Annotated in this window: 18 protein-coding genes; 14 read left to right on the top strand and 4 right to left on the bottom strand. The window is 42.4% G+C overall.

What is annotated here, in order from left to right; genetic code table 11:
- Positions 1-3520: hypothetical protein (locus LJE09_RS12250; protein WP_331466580.1), on the bottom strand; the 3520-nt coding region annotated here is incomplete at its 3' end.
- 268 nt (positions 3521-3788) lie between these two features.
- Here LJE09_RS12250 and LJE09_RS12245 point away from each other — a divergent pair.
- On the top strand, positions 3789-4778 hold the full coding sequence (locus LJE09_RS12245) for a hypothetical protein (protein ID WP_227311383.1): 990 nt from the start codon (positions 3789-3791) through the stop codon (positions 4776-4778).
- A gap of 159 nt (positions 4779-4937) precedes the next feature.
- Here LJE09_RS12245 and LJE09_RS12240 read toward each other — a convergent pair whose 3' ends face one another.
- Positions 4938-6203, bottom strand: coding sequence for an ATP-binding protein (locus LJE09_RS12240; protein WP_227311382.1), 1266 nt, complete (start codon positions 6201-6203; stop codon positions 4938-4940).
- Between the two features lie 381 nt (positions 6204-6584).
- Here LJE09_RS12240 and LJE09_RS12235 point away from each other — a divergent pair, with 381 nt between their 5' ends.
- Entirely contained in the window at positions 6585-8090 is a 1506-nt protein-coding gene (locus LJE09_RS12235; RefSeq protein WP_227311381.1) for a recombinase family protein, read from the top strand.
- Between the two features lie 57 nt (positions 8091-8147).
- Here the strand turns inward: LJE09_RS12235 and LJE09_RS12230 are convergent, their stop codons facing one another.
- Positions 8148-8894 carry a lysophospholipid acyltransferase family protein gene (locus LJE09_RS12230; RefSeq protein WP_055060432.1) on the bottom strand — a complete coding sequence of 249 codons (747 nt, stop codon included), beginning with the start codon at positions 8892-8894 and terminating at the stop codon, positions 8148-8150.
- Between the two features lie 253 nt (positions 8895-9147).
- Here LJE09_RS12230 and LJE09_RS12225 point away from each other — a divergent pair, with 253 nt between their 5' ends.
- The 9 genes from LJE09_RS12225 (at position 9148) to LJE09_RS12185 (ending at position 18038) form a co-directional block, all read left to right on the top strand.
- Positions 9148-9570, top strand: coding sequence for a protease complex subunit PrcB family protein (locus tag LJE09_RS12225; RefSeq protein WP_055060431.1), 423 nt, complete (start codon positions 9148-9150; stop codon positions 9568-9570).
- 22 nt (positions 9571-9592) lie between these two features.
- Positions 9593-11143: a DUF3794 and LysM peptidoglycan-binding domain-containing protein gene (locus LJE09_RS12220; RefSeq protein ID WP_055152760.1), complete on the top strand. Its 1551-nt coding sequence runs from the start codon at positions 9593-9595 to the stop codon at positions 11141-11143.
- A gap of 159 nt (positions 11144-11302) precedes the next feature.
- On the top strand, positions 11303-12181 hold the full coding sequence (ispE, locus tag LJE09_RS12215) for a 4-(cytidine 5'-diphospho)-2-C-methyl-D-erythritol kinase (RefSeq protein ID WP_227311380.1): 879 nt from the start codon (positions 11303-11305) through the stop codon (positions 12179-12181).
- Complete coding sequence (locus tag LJE09_RS12210) at positions 12171-12890, top strand: GntR family transcriptional regulator (RefSeq protein ID WP_008707732.1); 720 nt, start codon at positions 12171-12173, stop codon at positions 12888-12890. Before ispE ends, LJE09_RS12210 begins: the two co-directional genes overlap by 11 nt.
- Positions 12891-13064: 174 nt before the next feature.
- Complete coding sequence (locus tag LJE09_RS12205; protein ID WP_442860829.1) at positions 13065-14558, top strand: spore germination protein; 1494 nt, start codon at positions 13065-13067, stop codon at positions 14556-14558.
- Positions 14555-16240 carry a GerAB/ArcD/ProY family transporter gene (locus tag LJE09_RS12200; RefSeq protein WP_227311378.1) on the top strand — a complete coding sequence of 562 codons (1686 nt, stop codon included), beginning with the start codon at positions 14555-14557 and terminating at the stop codon, positions 16238-16240. Before LJE09_RS12205 ends, LJE09_RS12200 begins: the two co-directional genes overlap by 4 nt.
- Positions 16241-16370: 130 nt before the next feature.
- Positions 16371-16646 carry a hypothetical protein gene (locus LJE09_RS12195; protein ID WP_055058668.1) on the top strand — a complete coding sequence of 92 codons (276 nt, stop codon included), beginning with the start codon at positions 16371-16373 and terminating at the stop codon, positions 16644-16646.
- A 42-nt stretch (positions 16647-16688) separates the two neighbouring features.
- Positions 16689-17510, top strand: coding sequence for a glutamate racemase (gene murI / locus LJE09_RS12190; RefSeq protein ID WP_161234054.1), 822 nt, complete (start codon positions 16689-16691; stop codon positions 17508-17510).
- A gap of 81 nt (positions 17511-17591) precedes the next feature.
- Complete coding sequence (locus LJE09_RS12185; RefSeq protein WP_173684612.1) at positions 17592-18038, top strand: DUF1934 domain-containing protein; 447 nt, start codon at positions 17592-17594, stop codon at positions 18036-18038.
- Positions 18039-18161: 123 nt separating this feature from the next.
- Here LJE09_RS12185 and LJE09_RS12180 read toward each other — a convergent pair whose 3' ends face one another.
- A complete protein-coding gene (locus tag LJE09_RS12180; protein ID WP_022379933.1) occupies positions 18162-18617 on the bottom strand; it encodes a hypothetical protein in 456 nt (151 codons plus the stop codon).
- 349 nt (positions 18618-18966) lie between these two features.
- On the opposite strand from LJE09_RS12180, the gene LJE09_RS12175 reads away from it, so the two are divergent.
- The 3 genes from LJE09_RS12175 to tig are packed head-to-tail and all read left to right on the top strand — an operon-like array spanning position 18967 to position 23505.
- Positions 18967-20715 (top strand): polysaccharide deacetylase family protein, encoded by a 1749-nt coding sequence (locus tag LJE09_RS12175; RefSeq protein ID WP_306505426.1) that lies wholly within the window; start codon positions 18967-18969, stop codon positions 20713-20715.
- Between the two features lie 36 nt (positions 20716-20751).
- Positions 20752-22206, top strand: coding sequence for a polysaccharide deacetylase family protein (locus tag LJE09_RS12170; protein WP_227311377.1), 1455 nt, complete (start codon positions 20752-20754; stop codon positions 22204-22206).
- A gap of 18 nt (positions 22207-22224) precedes the next feature.
- Positions 22225-23505, top strand: coding sequence for a trigger factor (tig, locus tag LJE09_RS12165; RefSeq protein ID WP_227311376.1), 1281 nt, complete (start codon positions 22225-22227; stop codon positions 23503-23505).
- The last annotated feature ends 73 nt before the right edge of the window (positions 23506-23578 follow it).

Genomic DNA, 23578 nt, shown 5'->3' with positions numbered 1-23578 from the left:
CAAATACTTTCTTACCGTTCTCATCACGTGTCCAAGCGTGGCAGTATGCATAGTACATACCCTGATCTACATATTTGAATGTAGTAGAAGTCTGTACCTGATTCTTACTGATAGATGTATAATCTTTGTTTGTGATGCAATCACGGTCTGTAGAAATTACATAATCATAACCTGCAGCGCCGTCAGCTTCACCAGAAAGGATAACAGTTGCTTTGTTACCAACAACTTTAACATTGCTGATTACTGGAGCACCAACATTTTCAGATTTCTTTACAGATACTTTCTGGCTTCCTGTATAGCTCTTGCTATCAGCTTTAGCTGTTACAGTAGCAGTTCCATCACCATTGTCTTTTACATCGTATTCTGTTGCTGGAACGATTACGCTACCATTAAGTACAGTAGTTGTTAATTTACCGTTTGTTTCGGAAATTTCAACTGTTGTATTAGCAATGTCTTTTTTAACAATCTTCCATGTTATATCAATAGTATATGTGTTTGTAGTGTCATTTACAACTGGATTGCTGAATACTCCAGTCCATTCACCTGTACCATTGCTCAGTTTATATCCATTTTTAAGCTTTAATGTAGCTTTTAATACTTTATTTGAAGCTGTAACATCTACATTGTTAGAAAGTCCTGTGAATTCATAATCAGTTCCTTCTACTAATGTTTTATCGCCAACCTTAATTATTACATTTGGTGTAACAGCTACACCACCAGCATATTCTGTGTCTGATACAGTAATATTTTTGCGACCTACAGTAACTCCTTCAATTGCGAAGTCCTGAGCTTTTGTATAAGTTACATCGCTTCCTTCAAATTTTGTAGAACCAGCATAGTTTCCAATACCTGTAACATAAACATATGCTTTTGGTCCGGTAATATTATTGAAATACTTGATTTCATAATCTTTACCTTCAACAAGATTCATAGTTCTATATTTAGCTACGCTTGGAACAAATTTAATGTCTTTAAATGTTTTTTCTGTTCCGTCATATCCAAATACATAATTTGTTTTGGTAAAGTCAATCTTATCACCGTTTTCATCAAATGCGTAGAATGTACCATTTAAATAGCTGGTAGTAAGTGCTCTAGGAAGAATCTTAAATCCAACTTCTTTAGTTTCACCAACAAAGTTAGTATTTGTTTTTACTGGTGCTAATGTTACTGTTGCATCACCAACATTTACATTTACTTTAGAAGTTGTTGGGTATGTAATTGCAAAATCAGAAGCGCTCAGTTCAACATCATTTAATGTGATTTTAAAATTAGAAGTTGTTGGCTTAATCTGACTTCCTGTATAGGTAAATGCTTCTTTTTCTGCGTCAGTAGTAGCTTTTGCTTCAACTTTAACATCACTCAGATTTGCTTTGTTAATTGTAAATTTAGCTGTCTGAGTTCCAGAATAATCACCTTTTCCTACAACAGTTACTGTAGCTTCACCAGCATTTTTGTTGTTAGAGCAGGACTGGATTTCATAATCAATACCAGATGCCAGTTCTACACCATCAACTGTTAATTTTACAGTCGGTGTAATTGCTTTTCCAGTATAAGTATAAGATCCTACAACTTCAAGTTTTGCATTAGTATCAGCGATATCTTTGTTAGTTACAGTTGTTGTTTTGGAAGCAGTAACTTCAGTTGTACCAGTTGTATAGTTTTTGTTTTTAATATCTGTTTCTACTAATTTTGTAGTAATTGTTGCACCTACTGAAACAGGAGTTGTGCTTGAAGTATATGTTAATTTATATGCATCTGCCGGAACATCTTTTTTCTTTCCTGTAGCGCCTGCTTTAACAGTAACTTTTCCATCCATGTAGTCAGATGCGGTCTGAAGACTTCCATTGTACTGAACTTTTTCAGGAACAGTAATATCTGCAGCTTCGATTACTGCGGCATTAATTGCAAATGTACCAATTTTAACACGGCCACTATAGTTTCCAGTACCTACAATGTAAACTTCTACGTCTTTTTTGGAAACAGCCTTAGCATTTGTGTTATCATTTACATACTCTACTTTGTAATCACTTGTAGATAAGTTAACATTTGTAGTTCCACTAACAAATTTAACATCTTTAATATCTTTAGTGATTGCCTCACCAGTGTATGTTTCAGCTCCTAAATCTTCAGCAGAATTTGCTTGTTTATCTTTAGTTGTGCCAAGTGTATATCTTAATCCATCTACTGTAAGTTTATTTAATGTTACAGAAAGATTTACGGTTGTGTTTCCGATAACGTTTGTATTATCACCATTTACAGAAACAGATAAAGTTGTCGCACCACTTGCTAAAGTTGCTGGAGCAACAGTAATAGCAGAAGAAATATAAGATGTTACCTCTGTGTCGCCAATGTAGAAATGAATTGCATTCTTTACAGCTGTTGCATTAGATGCATCATCTTTTCCAATACTGTCAGTAACAATTTTGAAATCTGACATCTGATTAGCAACAACTTTAACTTTATCTGTTGTAACTTTTATTACATTACCTGTATAATTGCGATTTGTTTTTTCATCTTTATCTAAGGAGTCTGTAGCAATGCTCAATGTGCTTTCAGTGCCAACAGCAGTTAATCCACTTCCAGTAACTGTATATACAGATGTTGGAAGAGTTTCTCCTGTTACAGTGTCTTTAACTGTTACATAATCAGAAGAGATTTTAGATCTTTCTGCATAAGAAACAGTATTTTTCTTTAATGTTAATTCTAATTTGTCTGGATTCAGAGTACGTTTGTTAATTATAAAAGGTGCTTTAATCTGTCCTGTATATCCTGCTTTGTCTACAGTAGCAACAACCTGAAGTGTTTTTCCAGCAGGTGTAGCATTTACAAGATCGTCTCCCTCATATGTATACTTAAAGTCATTATATGAAAGACCTGAAATACCAGCAATTGTAAATCCAGCAATCTGAGTATCACTAAATGCCACCTGTTTACCAGTATAAGCTACAGTTGCGCCACCAAGATTTAATGTCGCAGATGAAACATCTACACTCTTAATTTCAATGCCTTCAATTGTAGTTTTAAATCCAGCATTAGCACCCGTTCCTGTAATCTCTACAGATACAATATGACCAGCATCAGTAGATACAAAAGTAGCTGATGTTAATTTACTATTTAAATCAGCAACACTTGTAGCACTTCCAGTATAAGTTCCTGAATGACCAACAACTTCTTTGCCATCAATACGAACTTTATAATCAAAGTTTGCAACATCAGTGCTACCATCTTTAAGATCACCAGATACAGCCAAAGCGCCTGTCCAATTTGCTAATGTTAATTTAGGTGCAGTTGCAGTTGCAACATCTGTCACGTCAGTAGTATTTTCTACAACCGGAGCTTCTGTAGCATCATCAGAAAATGTTTCAGCAGCCGGAGCTTCAGTCTCAACGGCAGCATCAGTACCATCGCTGAACTCAGCAGCCCATACCGGCACATTAGAAGTAGCAAGCATTGCAACAACAAGTGACATACTTAATGTCTTTTTTGCCATGCCCTTCTTTGTGTTTTTAATCTTTGTCATGATTATAGTTCCCCTTTGGGTGGTGGACAGGTTAATTTTTGATTAAAAAGCACATTCTCTGATTAGAAATTCATGCACAACCCTGAAAAAATAGTTATTTATAACTGCCTTTTTTACGCATTAGAGCGGTATTTTTGTAGTTATATGTTCTTTTACAGCCGACAGAAGGAGAAAAAAGAACAGATCAAACAATCCGACTCTGTACTTTTCAGATTTTTAATAATTTTTATAGTTCCTTTCGTGGAAACAAGGTAATAATTATGCTATATTGATAACAGAAATAAATCAACGGGAGGTGCTGGATACGGCGGAAAAAAATAAGATCAAACCGGATACCATACTGAAGAACTTCTGGAGAGACAACAGACATTTTGCGGATCTGTTCAATGCAGTATTTTTTAACGGGGAACAGGTGCTGAAGCCGCAGGATCTTACAGAAGCAGATACGGATGTTTCCTCCATGCTGAAATTTAACGGTCATGCGGAAACAGTACAGAAGATCCTGGATGTTGTAAAGAAGACGGCATATGGTGTGGACTTTGTTCTCTGGGGACTGGAAAATCAGGCAAAGATCCACTATGCGATGCCGCTGCGCCATATGGTCGGAGATGCGTTTTCTTACATGAAAGAATATGATGAGATTGCAGCAGTAAATAAGAAAAACGGGGATTTCCATTCAGCGGATGAATTCCTGTCAGGTTTTAAGAAGACCGATCGGCTGCATCCGGTAATCAGTTTGTGTGTATACTATGGAGAAAGTGAATGGGATGGTCCGTTTTCCCTGAAGGATATGCTGGAGATTCCTGAAAAGATAGAACCACTGGTATCTGATTACCATATGAACCTGGTACAGGTAAGATCAAGTGGAGGGCTGTGTTTTAGCGATCCGGATGTAAATATGGTGTTTGACGTGAGCCGCTTGATCTATGCCAGGGATTATACAAAGATCAATGAAGTTTACAGGGATCATAATATTCCGGCAGATCTTGGACTTGTGATAGGAGCCATTACAGAATCACAGAAGCTGATCGATCATGCTTTGGAATTGGAGCAGAAAGGAGGGCAGATTAATATGTGTAATGCATTGGAAGAGTTAAGGCAGGAAGGTGTCGAGGAAGGAAGAAAAGAAGGCATTCGTGCGACTGTAAGAACCTGCAGGAATTTTAATATCAGTGAAGCAGATACAGTCAGAAACATCATGAATGAATTTTCCCTGTCACAGGAAGAGGCTGTCAATTATGTAAAAAAATACTGGTAAATGAAAAATTCTATCAGGAAGAGCCTTAACAATGCGTAAAAAGTTTTCAGCCATATCAGAGAGATATGGCTGAAGATGTTTTTTCTTCGTTTCCGAAGATGTGAAAGCGAGAAGAACTACCGGCCGGAGTCTGCTTTTGCCTGTTGTATCTGCCACATTCTATATGCAAAATACCGCATATAAAGGCACGATTCGATAAGCTTCTTTTTGCCTGAAGTCTTCGGCAGAGATTAAATACATTTGCGTGGGTGCAGGAGAGAGAGAAGATTTATTCAGCTGCATAAGGTTCCTGCATTTCTGATGTGGGGTGGTGCGGTAGTCTATGGCAATAAAATGACTGTTTTTGGACAGTAAAAAGGGAACTTCCGCCTGGTTGCCGTTGGACCAGTAGGAGAGGGTATAGCCATTCCGGATAAAGTGCTGTGCCAGAAAGGTTTCGATACAGGCTGTACCGGCGGTGGTTTCTTCTCCTGACAGAAGCTGGAAGGCAGGGATTTTCAGTATGCATGAGCATAATCCGGTGTCAACAGGATACAGATGTAAGGAGGTTTCCGAAGGTCTGCTGCAGACAGCTGTCTGGCAGGGAATGGCAAGTCCGGCGCTGATCAGCCACTGCAGGGGTTCATGATAGACTTTAGCAGTAGCACCTTTTGCAATGCGGGTGTACTGGAATTTACGGCTGGTTCTGCCGAGTTGTGCAGGGATCGAGAGCCAGGCATTGCGGCAGTGGCGGGCGGTTCCTTTTGGAGCCAGGGCAGTAATATCGCTGAGAAAAAGATTAAGGAGCTTTTGCTGGGTGTCAGGTACCAGCAGGAGCTTCTTTTCTTTTTTGTATTCCATAATGGCAGCAGGCATTCCGCCGATAATCAGATAGAGACGGAACTGTGACAGGGCTTTTTCGTGGAGTTTCTTTCCCATTGGGCTGAAATCGGAGAAATGATTGCGGATTTCTCTTGTAAGGGCAAACTCAGCATTGGCCCACAGAAATTCTTCAAAATCCAGTGGATACAGAGTCAGGATATCAAAGTCGTGGACGGAGAAAGAATCAGAGTTAACCACACCTTTATAGATAGAGGCAATGTGATATTGTGGAAAGTCCAGGGCAATAGAGGTAAGAAGTGTGGAAATCTGAGGAATGCACTGGATATTGTCAAGAATCAGAAGGGAAGAGGCAGGGCGCAGTGGTTTTCCTGCACAGGTTTCCAGAAAAAGCAGTACTTCCTGTGGATCATGTGGAACAGACAGATAGTCTGTAGCAGAGCGGTCTGTTTCCAGATTGATGTAGAGTGTATGTTCGTATTGCTTATTTCCGAAGTCCATAAGTAGCCAGGTCTTGCCTGTCTGGCGAAGCCCCTGAAGGATTAAAGGTTTGCGGCCGGGATTTTTTTTCCAGTATATCAGGGAATCGGTACATTTTCTTCTCATATGGGAAATCTCCTTTTAGTCGGTGACACAGGTATAGAGTGAACGGTAACGGTACAGGACAGTTATAAATGATCAGCAGAGGAACGAGTTGATTGTAGAGGAATATTTATGACATCATTATACAATGAAACTGTCGGAAAAATCTATACATAAAGATAGAAAAAAGTCGATTTACACATTTTTAAATATTTGTTATCGTAATTGTATAGACAAAATGTAATCGCTCAGGTTTTTCTTCCCGGAGGAGGAATTGTTGAATGGTTACAGTGCCGGTTACTGTTTATTCTGTGCATTGCAAGACGTGTTGCGGAATGCAGGGTGAACGGTAACAACATTGCCCGGCAAAACAACAATTATTTCATTTCATAAAGGAGGATCCCTATGAAGAGAATCAATGCAATCTACGCAAGGCAGTCAGTGGACAGAGCAGATAGTATTTCTATTGAAAGTCAGATCGAGTTCTGCAAGTACGAGTTAAAGGGTGGAAGTTTCAAAGAGTACAAGGATAAGGGTTACAGCGGCAAGAATACAGTCAGACCACAGCTTCAGCAGCTTCTGACAGATATCCGCAGAGGGGAAGTGGAGAAAGTGATCGTGTATAAGCTGGACCGGATCAGCCGTTCTATTCTGGATTTTTCCAATATGATGAATCTGTTTCAGCAGTATCAGGTGGAATTTGTCTCTTCTACAGAGAAATTTGATACTTCGACACCTATGGGACGGGCAATGTTAAATATCTGCATTGTGTTTGCGCAGCTGGAACGTGAGACTATTCAGAAGCGTGTCAGCGACGCATATTATTCCAGAAGTCAGAAAGGTTTTCGCATGGGCGGCAAGCCTCCTTATGGTTATCGGCTTGAGGAGATCCTGATGGAGGGAATCCATACAAAGAAGCTTGTGGAAGAACCCGGGGAAGCGGCAATTGTGCGGGAAATTTTTGATATGTACGAACAACCGGACACTTCTTATGGGGACATCACCAGATATTATGCGGAAAAGGGAGTGCAGTTCTACGGAAAGGAACTGATACGTTCCATGTTGGCCCAGCTTTTGAGAAATCCGGTATATGTGCGGGCTGATATGGATGTGTACCGTTTTTTCAGGAGCCATGGAACCAATATAGTAGGCAGTCCGGAGCAGTTTGACGGGATTCATGGATGTTATCTTTATCAGGGGCGGGATGCGCAGACAGATAAGCTGCAGAATCTTAAGGGTCATATGCTGGTGGTGGCACCTCATGAAGGGCTTGTGTCTTCGGAGCAGTGGCTGAACTGCAGGATCAAGCTTATGAGAAATAAAACGATTCAGGCCAATAGGAAAGCTGTGAATACATGGCTGGCAGGGAAAGTGAAATGTGGCAATTGCGGATACGCACTTATGAGTATTAAAATACAGTCCGGTAAACAGTACCTGAGATGTACGAAGCGTCTGAACAACAAAGCCTGCCCGGGGTGCGGGAAGGTTTATACTGAAGATGTGGAGAATTATGTATATAAAGAGATGGTACGTAAGCTGCGCGAAGGACAGTCTCCTGCCGCTTATACGAAGTTAAAGGAAAATCCGCAGGTAAAGCAGATTTACAGGGAGATTGAGGAAATGGAAAAGGAGATTTCTCTGCTTGTGGATTCTCTGGCAGGTGCCGGAGAAACACTGACAGATTATATTAATCAGAGAGTGGAAGAAATAGACCAGATACATCAGTTAAAGCTGGAGAAATTATCGGTGCTTGCGGAGAATCATGCGACACCGGAGCAGATGGAAAAGGTAGCATCTAATGTAAGTCTGTGGGGAGAGATTGATTTTGAGGAGAAGAGGTTTACAGTTGATAAGATGATCAGGTCACTTAAGGTATTTCCCGGATCAGTCCAGATACAATGGAAATTCTGATATATAACAGTCCGGCAGAGCGTAAATTTTTGTCTTTACGCTCTGCCGATGGTCTTATTATTTTTCGGTTAGTGTTTTGTTCTTTATAAGCATTTCGCGAATTACGTTTTGCGTATATTCTCCGACATGCCTCTTATCTTCTTTGCTCAGTTCATCCGGATAGATCGGCTTACCGTATTCTACTACAACTTTTGCAGGAGATATCTTCGGGAAGTGTGCCTCGAAAATGTTGGCTGAATTGCTGATCGCAATTGGGATGATCGGGCAATTGGCCTTGGTAGCGATTTTGAAGCTTCCTTCATGGAAGGGAAGCATGTCCAGCTCATCTTTATTTCTGTTTCGGGTTCCTTCCGGGAAAATACAGATGGAAATTCCGGATTTTACTTTGTCTACTGCGGTCAGGATCGTTTTGAGTCCCTGTTTGATGTCTTTCCTGTCAAGGAAGAGACAGTGGAGATAACGCATCCATGTGGAAAGAAGAGGAATTTTCTCCATCTCTTTTTTGGCAATGTAGCCTGTACGGATCGGACAGCGGGAGTAAGTAAGAAGTATGTCGAAGTAGCTTCTGTGGTTGCCGATATAAAGTACAGGTGTGTCCTTTGGCACATTTTCTTCTCCGATCACAGTAATCTTTGCACCAGTGATCTTAAGGATAAATCGGAATACTGCCTGGATGATCCTAAGGGAGCTGATATCCTTCTTTTCAGGAGAAAATCTGCCGATGATCCATTCGACCAGCAGGATGGGGATGGACAGGATCAGGTATCCGATCACAACAATACAGACAAGGATAAATCGTATCATTCGTTAATTCCTTTCCGGGCATTATATAATGCTGATGCCCATATATAAGTATAGAAGTTATTATAAGGAATTATGAGATATCCTGCAAGAAATAAATCATGGTATAACGATTTTTTGGCATTAAATAAAGCACTCAGGACAGGATTCTTTCCTGCAGAAAAGCAGTTACTGTCGGATATATAGCATAGAGTATGGTAATAACAGGGCTGTATCCGGCATAGAATATTTAGCGAAGAATGAGCAGGGGTACATTATGGGCAAAAGGACAGGAGGACTGCTCTGTGTGTTGCTGTTGGCTCTTTTGCCGGCGGGCTGTCAGTTTATCAGGATTGAGGAGGGCGAACGTACACCTCTGGAATATACGATCGTAAAGCAGGAGGAAATTCCGGAAGAGATTTCAGAACTGATGGAACAGAAGAAAAAGAAAGTATTTCAGATGACCTATCAGGTGGGAGATATAAGGTATCTGATGAAGGGATATGGAGAGCAGCTTACAGGAGGGTACAGTATTCAGGTGGAGGAGGTTTCCGAATCAGAGAACGCAGTATTCTGCAAGACAAGGCTGATAGGTCCGGAGAAAGCGGATGCAGGCAGTGAACCATCTTATCCCTGTATTGTCCTGAAAATCAGAAAAACAGAGAAACCGATAGAATTTTTGGGCTTTATCATAAAGTAAACAGAGAAAGGAAGGAAGCAGGTTGGAATTAAAAAAAGAAAGTATTCAGATGCTGCGGATCAAAAATAAAGCGACAGCGCAGGCGACTTTTGACGAGGACTATAATGTGCCCGATGTGAAACCGGATATCGGGAGACTGGTGCAGAGCAAAGCGGATGTTTCCATGGAGGAAGTGAGGCTGAGTGAAGGAAGAGCGCTTCTTAAAGGGACATTAAATGCAGATTTGCTTTATGTGGGGGAAAAAGAGGGCAGGATTTACAGCCTTTCTGCGAAGCTTCCGCTGGATGAGATGATTAATCTGGAGGGAATCGAAGGGGGAGATAAGCTGTGTCTGAAATGGGAGATTGAGGATCTCAGTGTTCATATGATCCATTCCAGAAAATTGAATATTAAAGCAATTGTAACTTTTTATGCAGTGGTAGATGAACTGGCAGTCGTTGAACTTCCGGTTTCTGCAGAGGATCAGGAAGTCTCTGTGAAAACGGAGAAAGTCCGGCTTATGAGTCTTCGTGTACATAAAAAAGATACTCTGCGCATTAAGGATGATATTACTCTTGCGTCAAACAGACCGAATGTAGAAAACCTTCTGTGGTATATGGCTGAACCGAGGAATCTGGACCTGCGGCCGGGAGAGAACAAACTCCGGGTGAAAGGAGAGCTTGCGGTTTTTCTTCTGTATACAGGGTATGAAGAGGAGAATCCACCTCAGTGGCTGGAGTATACCATGCCTTTTTCCAATGAGATGGAATGCAGTGGCTGTATGGAAGATCTGATCCCACATATTGAGGTGTCTCTTCTTCATCAGGGGATAGAGGTAAAGCCTGATCCGGATGGTGAAGAACGTATCCTGCAGGTGGATGTGGTACTGGAATTAAATATGAAAATGTACAGGGAAGAGGAGCATGAACTTCTTCTTGATGCATACAGCCCACACAAAGAATGTGTTCTTCATCGGAAAAAGGAAATGTTGGAAAGTCTTCTGGTACGAAATTTTTCCAGGTGTCGTCTGACAGACCGGATAGAAGTTAAGGAGAGTCAGGGAAAAGTTTTGCAGCTTTGCCACAGCAGCGGTAAGGTAAAAGTAGATAAGACCAGGATTACGGATAAGGGAATTGTGGCAGAAGGAATTGTGGCACTCAAGATCCTGTATATTATTGGAAATGATGAAATGCCGTTTTATTCTATGGATGCCATGCTTCCGTTTACCCATCTGATCGAGGCAGAAGAGATCGGGAAGGATTGCACATATTTACTTCAGGCTGACCTTGAACAGCTTTCCACTGCAATGGCAGATGGGGATGAGATTGAAGTCAAGGCGGCGGTGGGACTGAATGTGCTTGTGTTCAGACAGTGGGAAGAGCAGCTTATTGAATCTGTGGAAGAACAGCCGCTGGATCGTAAGAAACTGGAAAGTATGCCGGGAATTACGGTCTATATTGTAAAGGCCGGAGATACCCTGTGGGATATTGCAAAGAAATTTTATACAACTGTGGATGAGATTTCGGGTGTGAACAGTCTTACGGAAAAAGAGGTAAAGCCGGGGCAGTCGTTAATTCTTGTCAGGCAGGGATGATAATGAAAAAAATTTCCGGAAAAAATGAAAACTCCTATATTGAAAACTAAAAAAAAATGATTTAAAATATGCGCAAAGAGTTTTATTGTATACAAAGTACAAATATAATTGCGAAAGTATAGTTATATACGGATGATATTGTTGGAAACGGAGGATTTTATGCGTTTACGTGCATTGGCGAAGATAAATCTGGGACTGGATATTCTCAGAAAGAGAGAGGATGGCTATCATGAAGTCCGGATGATCATGCAGACGATACAGATGTATGATGTTCTGGAGATGAAGAGGGTGAGGAAGCCGGGGATTTCCCTGTCTGTCAATTATTCCTATATTCCGAATGATGAACGAAATCTGGTGTATAAGGCGGCGAAGCTTCTGATGGATGAATTTCAGGTTAAGGGTGGTGTGGATATCCATCTTGAGAAATTTATTCCTGTGGCAGCAGGTATGGCAGGCGGAAGCTCGGATGCGGCAGCTGCACTGGTGGGGATCAACCGGCTTTTTAAACTGGGACTGAGCCAGAAGGAGCTGATGGATCGTGCTGTGAATATCGGGGCAGATGTTCCGTACTGCGTGATGAGAGGAACTGCCCTGGCAGAGGGAATCGGGGAGAAACTGACCAGGATCACTCAGGTGCCGGACTGTTTTGTACTGATCGGTAAGCCCGGAATCAATGTTTCCACCAAAGCTGCCTATGAGAGCCTTCCGCTGGATAAGATTTCTTCTCATCCGGATATTGACGGGATGATAGGAGATATAGAACGTGGAGATCTTCTGGCAATGACACAGAAGATGGGAAATGTTTTTGAGCCGGGAATTATAGAGAAATATCCTGTAATTGGCGAAATCAAAGCACTGATGGAGAGTCATGGTGCGTTAAAGGCGATGATGAGTGGAAGTGGTCCTACAGTGTTCGGAATCTTTGATGATCGTGAGAAGATGGAGGCGGCAGCAGAGGTTCTCAGAGAGAGCCGGCTGGCGAAGACGGTTTTTGCCACAGAAGTAACGAAAGCAGGAGGGAATACAAATGACAAGTGATTTTTCAGTAAATATGAATGAATATCTTCCATTAAGGGATGTGGTTTTTAATACGCTGCGTCAGGCAATCCTGAAGGGCGAACTGAAACCTGGTGAGAGACTGATGGAGATTGCGCTGGCAGAGAGACTTGGCGTGAGCAGAACTCCTATCAGAGAGGCAATGCGTAAGCTGGAGCAGGAAGGTCTGGTAGTGATGATCCCGAGACGTGGTGCTCAGGTTGCCAATATCACAGAGAAGGATCTGAATGATGTTCTGGAGGTTCGTATTGCTCTTGAGAATGTAGCTATTGAGAAAGCATGTGCCCGTATGACTGAAGAAGAAATGAGGAGACTCTGGCTTGCTGCCAAGGAGTTTGAACATACGATCGCAGAGGGAAATCTTGTTAAGCTTGCGGAGGCTGACGTTGCATTCCATGAGGTTATTTATCAGGCTTCTGATAATAAGAGGCTGATCCAGGTACTCAACAATATGCGTGAGCAGATTTATCGTTATCGTGTGGAATATCTGAAAGAAGGTGAAACACGAGATGTTCTGGTGAAGGAACATGAGGAACTGACAAAGGCGATCAGAGAGCGCGACGTGGAACGCGCGAAACAGCTTTCTTTCCAGCATATCGAGAATCAGAGAATGGCTATCATGCGTTCTATTGAGGCTGAGGATGCAGAACGTGAGCGTGCAGAGAAAGAGAAATCCAGGGGACACAGATAAGAATGGTATAATATCTGAATATCGGGAAATTCTAAGAGAGGCGGGATGCCTCTCTTTTTTTGCGCATCCATGTGTGTAAGTGGGTTTATGAATATTGCCGATTGGCAACAGATCTGTCTGGTACATCGAAAACGATGTACCGGTATGAAACGAGGTGGGAAATTATTGAAGAAACTGGAAGAATCCCGGAAAGTATCTGCAAATCTGAGGGAGAATGAGAAATATCTGCGAAGCAGACTGGAAAATTGCAGTGATATTCTGATCCGTCCCATGCGGCTGGGAGATAAACATAAGGTGGACTGCCTTATGGTCTATATAGAAGTTGCGGTTTCCAACATGATGCTGGATGATTCTGCTCTTGGAAAGATGATCAATCATTTCTGGGAGATTTCGCCGGAGGATATTCAGGAATTTGTCAGGCATAACAGTCTTGGGATCGCAGATGTAAAGAAACTGGAGAATCTTGACGAGTCCATAGATGCCATGCTTGCAGGGAATGCAGTGTTTTTCATAGATGGATATGACAAGGCGATGAAAATCTCCAGCAAAGGTTATCCATCCACAGGTGTGATGGAGGCAGAATCGGAAAAGGTGCTGCGGGGTTCCAGGGAAGGATTTTCGGACAGTGTGAAAAGTAACAGTGCACTGATAAGAAAAAGGCTTCGTGATACCAGACTCAAGGTGGAAGAATATAAAATCGGTGTGCGCTCTCATACCTTAACGCAGGTGTTATACATGGATGACCTGGTACATGAGGGACTTCTGGAAGAAGTGAAGGAACGGCTGGAAGAATTTCAGATTGACGGAATCCTTGACAGCGGTATGCTTGAACAGCTGACAGAAGATGTGTGGTATTCTCCTTTTCCTCAGTATCAGACAACGGAACGTCCGGATCGTGCTGTGCAGGAAATCCTGAAAGGTAAGGTTGTGATTCTGTGTGATAATTCTCCGGAAGCATTGATCCTTCCGGGAAATTTTAGCAGTTTCATGGAGAGCAGCGAGGACTGGTATCACAGGTTCGAGATGGCTTCCTTTCTCAGAATACTGCGATATCTGGCTGTGATCATGGCGACTGTTCTGCCGGGACTTTACCTGGCAGTGATACGTTTCCATACACAGATTCTGCCATCTGCACTGATACTGTCTTTTGCTGAGGCGAGGGAAGGAGTGCCCTTTTCCAGTGTGGTGGAACTGATTTTTCTGGAACTGGCTTTTGAACTGATTCGGGAGGCTGGGGTGAGAGTTCCGGGATCTCTGGGAAATGCTATTGGCATTGTTGGCGGACTGGTGATCGGACAGGCAGCGGTAGAGGCAAATCTTGTGAGTCCGATCGTGGTGATGATCGTGGCGTTGACTGCGCTTGGCTCTATGACTGTTCCAAATGAAGAGTTTGCAGCAGCATTTCGGCTGGTGAAGTATGGGTTTCTGATCCTGGGAGGTTATCTGGGAATTTACGGAATCGTGCTGGGAATATATCTGGTTATAGGGCACCTGGCAGGCCTGATAAGTTTTGGTATTCCTTATCTGGTTCCTTTTATAAAGAAAGAACAGAAGGGCAGCAGAGGAGAAGGGGTTCTGAGAGTTCCGCTGCGCAAGAGGGTATTACGACCGCTTTATGCAAGAGAGGAGCAGAAAATCCGTTTGAAGAGAAAGGAGTTCGGTTCATGAGATTTGCAGAGAATAACAGAATTTCCCACAGGCAGCTGTACAGGCAGATGATACTGGCATTACTGGCACCATTTATGCTCTGCGTTTTCGGAAAGAGTGGAATGAACGGGATCAGTGCAGTGGCGGGAATGATTTTTGCACTGATATTGCTTGGGTTTTATGTAATCTGGCTGATACGGCTGACACCTTCATTTGAAGATCCGGTAAAGTCTGCAGGTGCTTTTGCGGGAAGGCTGATCGGGATTTTTTTTCTGATCTATGTGTTGATGGCGGGGGGATATCTGCTGGCACTTCTCAGGAGGCTGGTTCCTGTAAAGCTGATCACAGGAGTATCCGGCCGATGGATTGCATTCTGGGCGGTTCTGGTATGTTCTGTCGGAACCTGCAAAGGTGTACAGAGAAGAGGAAGAATGGCGGAAGTATCAGGTGGTCTGCTTCTTGGCGGGATTATGATAATGATGATACTTTGTGTGCCACAGGCAAAAACGGAATATCTCATGGGAGAAATCCGGTGGGAGGAGCTTACAGTGAGAAATGTCAGTCAGTCTTTTTATGGAACTCTGTGTGCTTTTTCGCCGGTTGCATTGCTGCCATTTCTGTTGGGAAATGTGGAGAAATACGGAAGTGCGGGAAAGACGGTGGCAGGAGGGATCCTGACACTTGGCGGGATTCTTATTGGAATGGAGCTTCTGCTTCCGGCAGTTCTGGGATATGACAGGGTAGCGGCGGAAAGTTATCCGGTCCTGCCTCTGCTGGCAGGCGCAGATCTTCCGGGAAACGTATTGGCCAGATTTGACATCCTGTGGATGGGATTTCTGCTTTACAGCCTGCTTTTTGCAATAGGGAGTCTGCTGTATTATGGAAATCAGATTATCGGGAAATCTCATCCTGGTAGGGGGAGGTTCTGGCTTCCGGCACTGGTTTTCCTGATTTCGCTTCTGGAAGAAGAGGGAAAAGGAATACTGGATTATTTTGGATGGTGTCTGGCGCATATTTTCGTTCCGGGAATTCTCATCTGTCAGTTTTATATGTTTATCAGAGGAAAGGGACACCGCAGGAAGCAGAGGAAAAGGGCAGTCGGTGTGGTGACCGGGATTTTGTCAGTCAGTCTTTTTATGAGCGGATGTGGTGCGGCTGTGGAACCGGAGAAGAGAATGTATCCTATGGCACTTGGCGTGGATGCCTCAGAAGAAGGAATCTGTCTTACCTATGGGATGCCGGATCTTTCTGAGAGTACGGGGCAGGGAAAAGAGGAAGAAGATGGCGGTTCCCGGGTTCTGCAGATCAGTGGTGCTGATTTCACCCGGATTGAAAAAATGTATGATCAGTCACAGGAAAAACTTCTTGATATGGGGCATCTGCAGGTTCTGGTCATGGGGAGAACACTGGTGGAGGACGGAAGATGGAGAATGGTGCTGGATTATCTGAAACAGGAGATTTTTGTGGGGGAAGATCTTTATGTGTTTGAAGCGGAGGACGCAGGGGAGATCCTGAACTGGCATGGAGAGGATAATTCATCAGCAGGAGAATATATTATAGGACTGATCCGAAACAGAATGTCAGGAGGAAATATTACGGCTGTGACACTCAGAGAGCTTTTCTATGAAAAATATAAAGAAGATAAAATCCTGCGACTTCCGATTGTGAAGATCAGAAATGGAAGTCTGGAAGTGGAAGTATAAATCAGGAAAATATTGGCATAATCCAAATATTAAAGTGCTGTCTGGAAATTCCATATAAAATAAGAAAATATATAGGAAAATAACAAAGGCAGATATGGTAACTGATAAGATATAACAGGAGAGAGGGACAATGATGAATAAAAAGAGTAAGAACAAAAAATTAAGAAGAAAACTGTCGTTTGTTCTGTTCGTGGCAGCTGTTGGTGTTCTTATGATGAGAGCAATGCCGGGAATGTCCGGGAAGATAGCAAAAATCGCTGAAAGACGACAGGAACAGGCTGCAGTTACTGCATGGTGGGGGACATTGTACCCGAAATTCTGCTTCTCGCAGTTCCCTGAGGAAAATAAAGGACAGAAAGATGACATAAAGATATCCTTCTGGCTTGCACAGGCTCTTGATTGGTGATAGAATAGTGAGACAATCAATAGAGATGGAGAATAGAAATCAATGAAAATAGACAGAGAGGCACCGATAGGAGTATTTGATTCCGGTGTGGGAGGGCTGACTGTTGCGCGTGAGATCATGCGTAATCTTCCTTCAGAAAAAATCGTATATTTTGGTGATACGGCGAGAGTGCCTTACGGAAGCAAATCGAAAGAAACTATCATCCGGTATTCCCGGCAGATCATTCGTTTTCTTCAGCAGCAGCAGGTAAAGGCGATTGTGGTTGCATGTAATACAGCCAGCGCTTTTGCCCTGGATGCAGTGAGGGATGAGTTTGACATTCCCATCATTGGCGTGATAGAACCGGGTGCGAAGGTGGCGGCTGCCCAGACCAGAAATAAGAGGGTAGGAATCATTGGTACTGTGGGAACTGTAGGAAGTGGGATACATGCAGAGTATCTGAAGCATCTGGATCCGGAGATCACTGTTTTCGGCAAAGCATGTCCGCTGTTTGTGCCACTGGTAGAAGAAGGGTGGCTTCATGATCCGGTGACTGATGAGGTCGCTGCCAGATATCTGAAGGAACTTCAGGATAAGCAGGTGGATACACTGATATTGGGATGTACTCATTATCCATTGCTTCGTTCCACCATCAGAAAGATCATGGGAGACGGAGTATGTCTGGTGAATCCGGCTTATGAAACCGCACTGGAGCTGGGAAGGCTTCTGGAGGAAAAAGGACTTGCCGGTGAAGGTACACAGAAGAATGAATTTCCGTATCGCTTCTATGTGAGTGATCTGGCAGATGAGTTTAAGGCATTTGCCAATTCGATTCTTCCATATGATGTGGAGATGACGAAAAAAATAGATATTGAGAAGTATTAAAAACAGCAGATTGCTGAATGGTTATAATATAGATACATAAAAACAGGTTTTGAACAGTATAAAAACAGGAGTATGAGAAGAATGGATAAAGAAGTGCTGATTCATGTAAGGGGACTTCAGACAATGGATGCAGACGGTGAACAGGAACCTCTGGAGATTGTTGTACCGGGACAGTATTATTTCCGGAACGGAAGTCATTATCTGCGCTATGAGGAAGTCATGGAGGATTTTGCAGAACCTACCGTCAATTACATAAAAATTTCCCAGAAGGGAATGGAGGTCCGCAAGAAAGGTGTGGTCAATGTTCATATGGTTTTTGAACAGGGTAAGAAGAATATGACTTACTATACCACTCCCTATGGAACCATTGAAATGGGGATTGCGGCGACGAATCTGAATCTGCAGGAGAGTGATGGCGGTCTTGATATGAAAGTGGATTATGCGCTTGATATGAACCAGGAGCATGTGGCAGACTGTTATCTTGCGATTAAGGCACAGCCAAAGGACTGTAAGAATTTTACAATTTGATCAGATCTGGTAAGTTCTCTGCTTCGTTGCAGATATCTGTCTGATCCAAACAGAAAAAGGTCAGTGATCTGTGTGTATGGATGACACGATTCACTGACCTTTAGTTTATATGTCTGACTGCATTTATCTGGCAGTTTTGTCTTTCTTGAATTTTGCAAAGAAACCTTTCTTTTTGGGAGCCGGTGTCTGAAGGGAACCGCGGATTCCTTTTACGCCTACAATATAAAGACCGCTTACTTCGGCTTTGATTTCTTTCTTAAGCGGAATCAGGTCGAAAACCTTCTCATCTGCGATCATGATCGCAATCTTTGGTCCGATTTTAGCTTTAACGATTGGAAGCTTGGAACGGCGCATAAGTTTAGGTGTCTGTTCAATTACCATCTGAGGAAGTCCGGATTCTTTCAGTGGCATCCTCTTTTTATCGATAACCAGCATGGAAACGGTTTGTTTAGTTGCTTCAATCTGAGCCTGCTGTTCTTCCTGTTTCTTCTGGGCTTTTTTTCCGAAGAAATATAAACCGATCAGTGCAGCGATCAGGATAACAAGAATGACCAGAAGGACTATTGTTACTGTACTCATTTGCATCCTCCCTAATGTATGTGTTTTCACAGGGACTGTTGGTACGGACAGTCCATTGCATAAAAATTATTTTATCATTAAATAAGGTAAAACGCAATTGCAAAAAAAGAATTAATGGATGGAAAGCGGTAGAAATTTACATTATGAAAGGTTATAATTGTAGCAAAACTGTAATGCGACAATATTTGCCGGAGCGAACAGTAGTGGGAAATATGCGGAACAGTTAAAGCCATTTTTACAGGATGGAATCATAATGTGTGGTTATAATATATGTAACGGGAATTGTGGAGTTATTTTGTGACAGAATAATTTGTGGGTAAAAAATGGATATGATAAAAAGGAGAAAAGCATGAGCGAATTAAAGCCCGACTCTGAGAAGAAAGAGGAGCGACTTTCAGATAAGGAAAAAGTAAATACAGAAAAGACAAATGCAGAAGAACCAAATGCAGAAGAACTAAATGCAGAAGAGCTAAATGCAGAAAAACCAAATGCAGAAAAACCAAATGTAGAAAAACTAAATGAAGAAAAACCAAATACAGAAGAGATAGACGAAGAATCTCCGGCAGCAAGCGAGGACGAAGATTTCTTTTTTGATGATAATAAAGCTTATGAAGCCCGTAGGGCAGCCAGACTGGAACGCCGCAATAAACTTCGCCGCAGAAAAAAAAGACTGCGTATCGCAGGCTGCATAGTGGTGGCGGCAGCCGCTGCAATTGGGATTGGAATAGGATTTTACGGGGAAGAACTGCAGAATTTTGTCAGTGAGCAGCAGGTTAAGATTGCGCAGATGGTGAAATCTGCAGACAGGAAAACAGAAGAAGAAAAAACAGCTCAGCAGACAAATGCAGAGGCAGAAGCTGAGAATGCGGTGACACCTGAAGTTCAGGATACGGATGGACTGAGTGAAGAGGACAAAATTCTTTACAGGCAGGCAAAGTATGCTGCAAAACAGTATGATTATGATAAAGCCATAAGTATGCTGCAAAACAGTGAGACTTATCAGACAAGTGAGAAGTTTCAGCATGCGGTTAAGGTTTATCAGAAAAAGAAGGAATCCTGCGTTTCCTGGCCGTTAGACCAGGTGACACACGTCTTTTATCATACTCTGATCAAAGATACCGGTAAGGCTTTTGACGGGGATTACAAGTCAGGAGATTACGATCAGGTTATGACAACGATTGATGAATTTAACCAGATTACTCAGAGCATGTATGATAAGGGATATGTCATGGTCAGCATTTATGACATGGCGACAGCGGATGAAAATGGGAATATGAATGCAGGGGAGATTCTCCTTCCTCCGGGTAAAGTACCGTTTGTGCTTTCGCAGGATGATGTGTGTTATTATCATTATATGGACGGGGACGGATTTGCAACCAAACTTATCGTAGATGAGGAAGGAAAAATCCGCAATGAATATGTGGAAGATGATGGCAGTATTTCCGTAGGCGATTATGATATGGTTCCTCTGATCGATCGTTTTGTAGAGGAACATCCTGATTTTTCTTACAGAGGTGCTAAAGGAATTGTTGCCCTTACCGGTTACAATGGAATTCTTGGTTATCGCACAGACAGCAGTTATGAAACCCGTCCGGATGATCTGGATGCAGATAAAGTAAAATGGCTGGATGAGCATCCGGATTTTAATCTGAATACAGAGAGAGAAAATGCAGCCAGAGTAGCGCAGGCTATGAAAGATGAAGGCTGGCTGTTTGCAAGCCACACATGGGGACATCAGAATGTAAGTCAGATCAGTCTGGAGAGATTACAGGCAGATACACAGAAGTTTAAAGAGAATGTTGATCCTCTGATAGGCGGAACAGATATTATTATTTTTGCATTTGGAGCAGATCTTACCAGTGTTGAAGATTATTCGGGGGAGAAGTTCGAATATCTTAAGAGCCAGGGCTATAATTATTACTGTAATGTGGATTCAAGCCAGTATTTTGTGCAGATCCGCAGTAATTATTTCCGGCAGGGAAGAAGAAATCTGGACGGATACAGAATGTACTATAATCCGGAACTTCTCTCAGATCTGTTTGATGCACAGTCTGTGTTTGATCCTTCCAGACCGGTGCCGGTTCCAACTATGGGGTGAGTATGATCTCTGTGCATAACTGAAAGGGGACAATATATGAGAAAAAGGATAGCATGTGTAACAGCAGCTATTTTGAGTATTTCGTTAGGAGTAAGCGGATGTGGGCTCATTCCGTTTGAACAGGATATTCCATTTCTGAGTTCCAGAGCTGAAAATGCGGAAACTGAGAAAAAAACAGAACAGCAGACAATTGATGAACAGGATGCTGATACAGAGAAAAGTACAGAAGATACACAGCAGGATGATGGTCTGAATGAGGGAGAGCAGACTGACAACGAAGATACAGAAGAGGCAGATGAGAAACAGGAAAATCCTATGGAGCAGGCAGCGCTTATGGCTGTACAGTATGATTATGATGGCGCCATAGAACTGCTTAAGAGTCAGCCGGATTACGAAAGTAATACGGATATGCAGAGTGCAGTTTCGGATTACGAAAATACGAAAGCCACCTGTACAGAATATCCGCTGGAGCAGATCACGCACGTGTTCTTCCATACACTGATCAAAGACACTGCCAGAGCATTTGACGGGGATTCAGACAGTAATGGATATAACCAGTATATGACAACAATTGATGAGTTTAACAAAATCATACAGAGTATGTATGATAAGGGATATGTCATGGTCAGTCCGCACGACATGGCGGTTATCAATGAGGACGGAACTATATCCAGAGGCAGTATTATGCTGCCGCCGGGAAAAATTCCATTTGTGCTTTCTCAGGATGATGTAAGTTATTATCACTATATGGACGGAGATGGTTTCGCATCGAAACTTGTAGTGGATTCCAATGGTGAGGTTAAGAACGAATATATTGAGGATGACGGAAGTGTTTCCACAGGGGATTATGATATGGTTCCACTGATCGATACTTTTGTAAAAGAACATCCGGATTTTTCCTATCATGGAAGAAAGGGAATCCTTGCAATGACAGGTTATGACGGTGTTCTGGGATATCGTACGGATATTGCATATAAGACCGGAAAAAAACTGCAGGATGATCAGAAAAAATTCCTGAAAGATCATCCGGATTTTAACTATAAGCAGGAAGTGAAAAATGCAAAAAAGGTAGCTAAGGCTATGAAGGCAGAAGGCTGGGAATTTGCAAGTCATACATGGGGACATAAGGATGTGGCTGCCACTTCTCTGGATGATCTGAAAAGAGATGATAAAAAATGGAAGAAATATGTGGCTCCCATACTTGGAGAAACAGATATGATCATTTTTGCATTTGGTGCGGATATCGGAAGCTGGGAAGGATATTCGGCAGACAATGAGAAATATGAGTTTTATAAGAGTCAGGGATACCGCTATTTCTGTAATGTAGATTCCAGTCAGTATTTTGTACAGATTACAGATGATTATTTTCGACAGGGAAGAAGAAATCTGGATGGATACAGAATGTATTATAATCCGGAAATGCTCAGTGATCTTTTTGATGTATCGGAAGTATGGGATTCTTCAAGACCAACTCCGGTACCTGGAATGTAGAAGGGAGTATTGATTATTATGAAGAAAAAAATATATCTTGCCATGCTTGCAGTTTGTTTTGCACTGACAGCATCTGCGTGTGGTGATGGCGGTGCTGTTATCACAGACGGTACAAAGACAGAAGGAGCTGCTGACGGGAAGAAAGCAGAGACAGGAACTACGCGTCTTGTTTCTGTTGAGAATGTAGAGAAATATATTACGATCGGAGAATATAAAGGACTGACTCTGGACAATACGGTGGATGCGATCACTGACGATGATGTACAGGCGCAGATCGATGAGAATCTGAAAGATAAGGCAGAACCTGTATCTGATGCGGCGAAAGAAGGGGATCTGGTGACTGTAAATTATACAGGCACTAAAGACGGACAGACTTTTGACGGTGGTACTGCCAATAACTATGACTTTGTGATCGGCGACGGACAGATGTTTGAGGAATTTGAAAATGATGTGATCGGGATGAAAAAGGGTGACACAAAGGAGATTAAAATTGATTTTCCGTCAGACTATGCAGACGAAACTCTGGCAGGTAAGGAAGTTATATATAAGGTTACGGTGCAGAACGTGCGGCGTGAAGGAGAACTTACAGATGAATGGGTTGCAAAGAACACTGATTATACAACAGTAGATGATTATCGTGAGAGTATTCGCAGTGAACTTGAGAAAAACGCAAAGGAATCTGCGCAGGAGGTTCTTAAGAATACTGCATGGAGTACAGTGCTTGAGAACTCTGAAGTAAAAGAATACCCACAGGAAGATGTGGATAAGGCTGTTTCTGAATTTAAGAAGAGTATGGAAGTTTATGCAAAACAGGCCGACATGACTCTGGAAGAGTTTACAGACAGTCAGGGTATTTCGCAGGATGATTTTGATGAACAATGTCAGCAGTATGCAGAGGGTAAGGTTAAGCAGAACCTGATCGTGCAGGGGATTATGGATGCAGAGGGACTGTCACTTGACGACAAAGAGAGCCTTCAGCTGCAGGATAAACTGGTAGAACAGATGGGTGTTTCCAGTATTGCAGAGCTGGTTGGAACTTACGGACAGGATTATGTAGATGAATCAGTCGGACTTCTCAGAGTGGAGGATTTTATTATAAAAAATGCGAGTGTGAGTGAGAAAGTTGCAAACGGTGATGTGCTGGCAGATGATGCAGATGCTGCGGCAGAAAATGCGGAACAGGACAGTGATCAGAATGTATCAGATGAAGATACTGATGATTCCGGACAGGACAATTCAGATGTAGATGAGAATCTGGAAGAGGAATTAGGTACGGAAGAGGTTGAGCAGAGTGAATAATTGGCATTGTATTTACCTGATAAATGAGTTATGATTATTGATAAAAGTGGATTACTCCGTACTGTAATGTACG

Origin of the sequence: Blautia sp. DFI.3.45 (assembly GCF_020593505.1) — a bacterium.
Classification (GTDB): domain Bacteria; phylum Bacillota; class Clostridia; order Lachnospirales; family Lachnospiraceae; genus Blautia_A; species Blautia_A wexlerae.
This window is presented reverse-complemented; position numbering and strand designations above follow the sequence as displayed.

Coding starts and splice junctions, on each gene's coding strand:
- LJE09_RS12240 (WP_227311382.1), bottom strand. CDS start 6,203: ATGAGAAGAAAATGTACCGATTCCCTGATATACTGGAAAAAAAATCCC.
- LJE09_RS12235 (WP_227311381.1), top strand. CDS start 6,585: ATGAAGAGAATCAATGCAATCTACGCAAGGCAGTCAGTGGACAGAGCA.
- LJE09_RS12230 (WP_055060432.1), bottom strand. CDS start 8,894: ATGATACGATTTATCCTTGTCTGTATTGTTGTGATCGGATACCTGATC.
- LJE09_RS12225 (WP_055060431.1), top strand. CDS start 9,148: ATGGGCAAAAGGACAGGAGGACTGCTCTGTGTGTTGCTGTTGGCTCTT.
- ispE (WP_227311380.1), top strand. CDS start 11,303: ATGCGTTTACGTGCATTGGCGAAGATAAATCTGGGACTGGATATTCTC.
- LJE09_RS12210 (WP_008707732.1), top strand. CDS start 12,171: ATGACAAGTGATTTTTCAGTAAATATGAATGAATATCTTCCATTAAGG.
- LJE09_RS12200 (WP_227311378.1), top strand. CDS start 14,555: ATGAGATTTGCAGAGAATAACAGAATTTCCCACAGGCAGCTGTACAGG.
- LJE09_RS12195 (WP_055058668.1), top strand. CDS start 16,371: ATGATGAATAAAAAGAGTAAGAACAAAAAATTAAGAAGAAAACTGTCG.
- murI (WP_161234054.1), top strand. CDS start 16,689: ATGAAAATAGACAGAGAGGCACCGATAGGAGTATTTGATTCCGGTGTG.
- LJE09_RS12185 (WP_173684612.1), top strand. CDS start 17,592: ATGGATAAAGAAGTGCTGATTCATGTAAGGGGACTTCAGACAATGGAT.
- LJE09_RS12180 (WP_022379933.1), bottom strand. CDS start 18,617: ATGAGTACAGTAACAATAGTCCTTCTGGTCATTCTTGTTATCCTGATC.
- LJE09_RS12175 (WP_306505426.1), top strand. CDS start 18,967: ATGAGCGAATTAAAGCCCGACTCTGAGAAGAAAGAGGAGCGACTTTCA.
- LJE09_RS12170 (WP_227311377.1), top strand. CDS start 20,752: ATGAGAAAAAGGATAGCATGTGTAACAGCAGCTATTTTGAGTATTTCG.
- tig (WP_227311376.1), top strand. CDS start 22,225: ATGAAGAAAAAAATATATCTTGCCATGCTTGCAGTTTGTTTTGCACTG.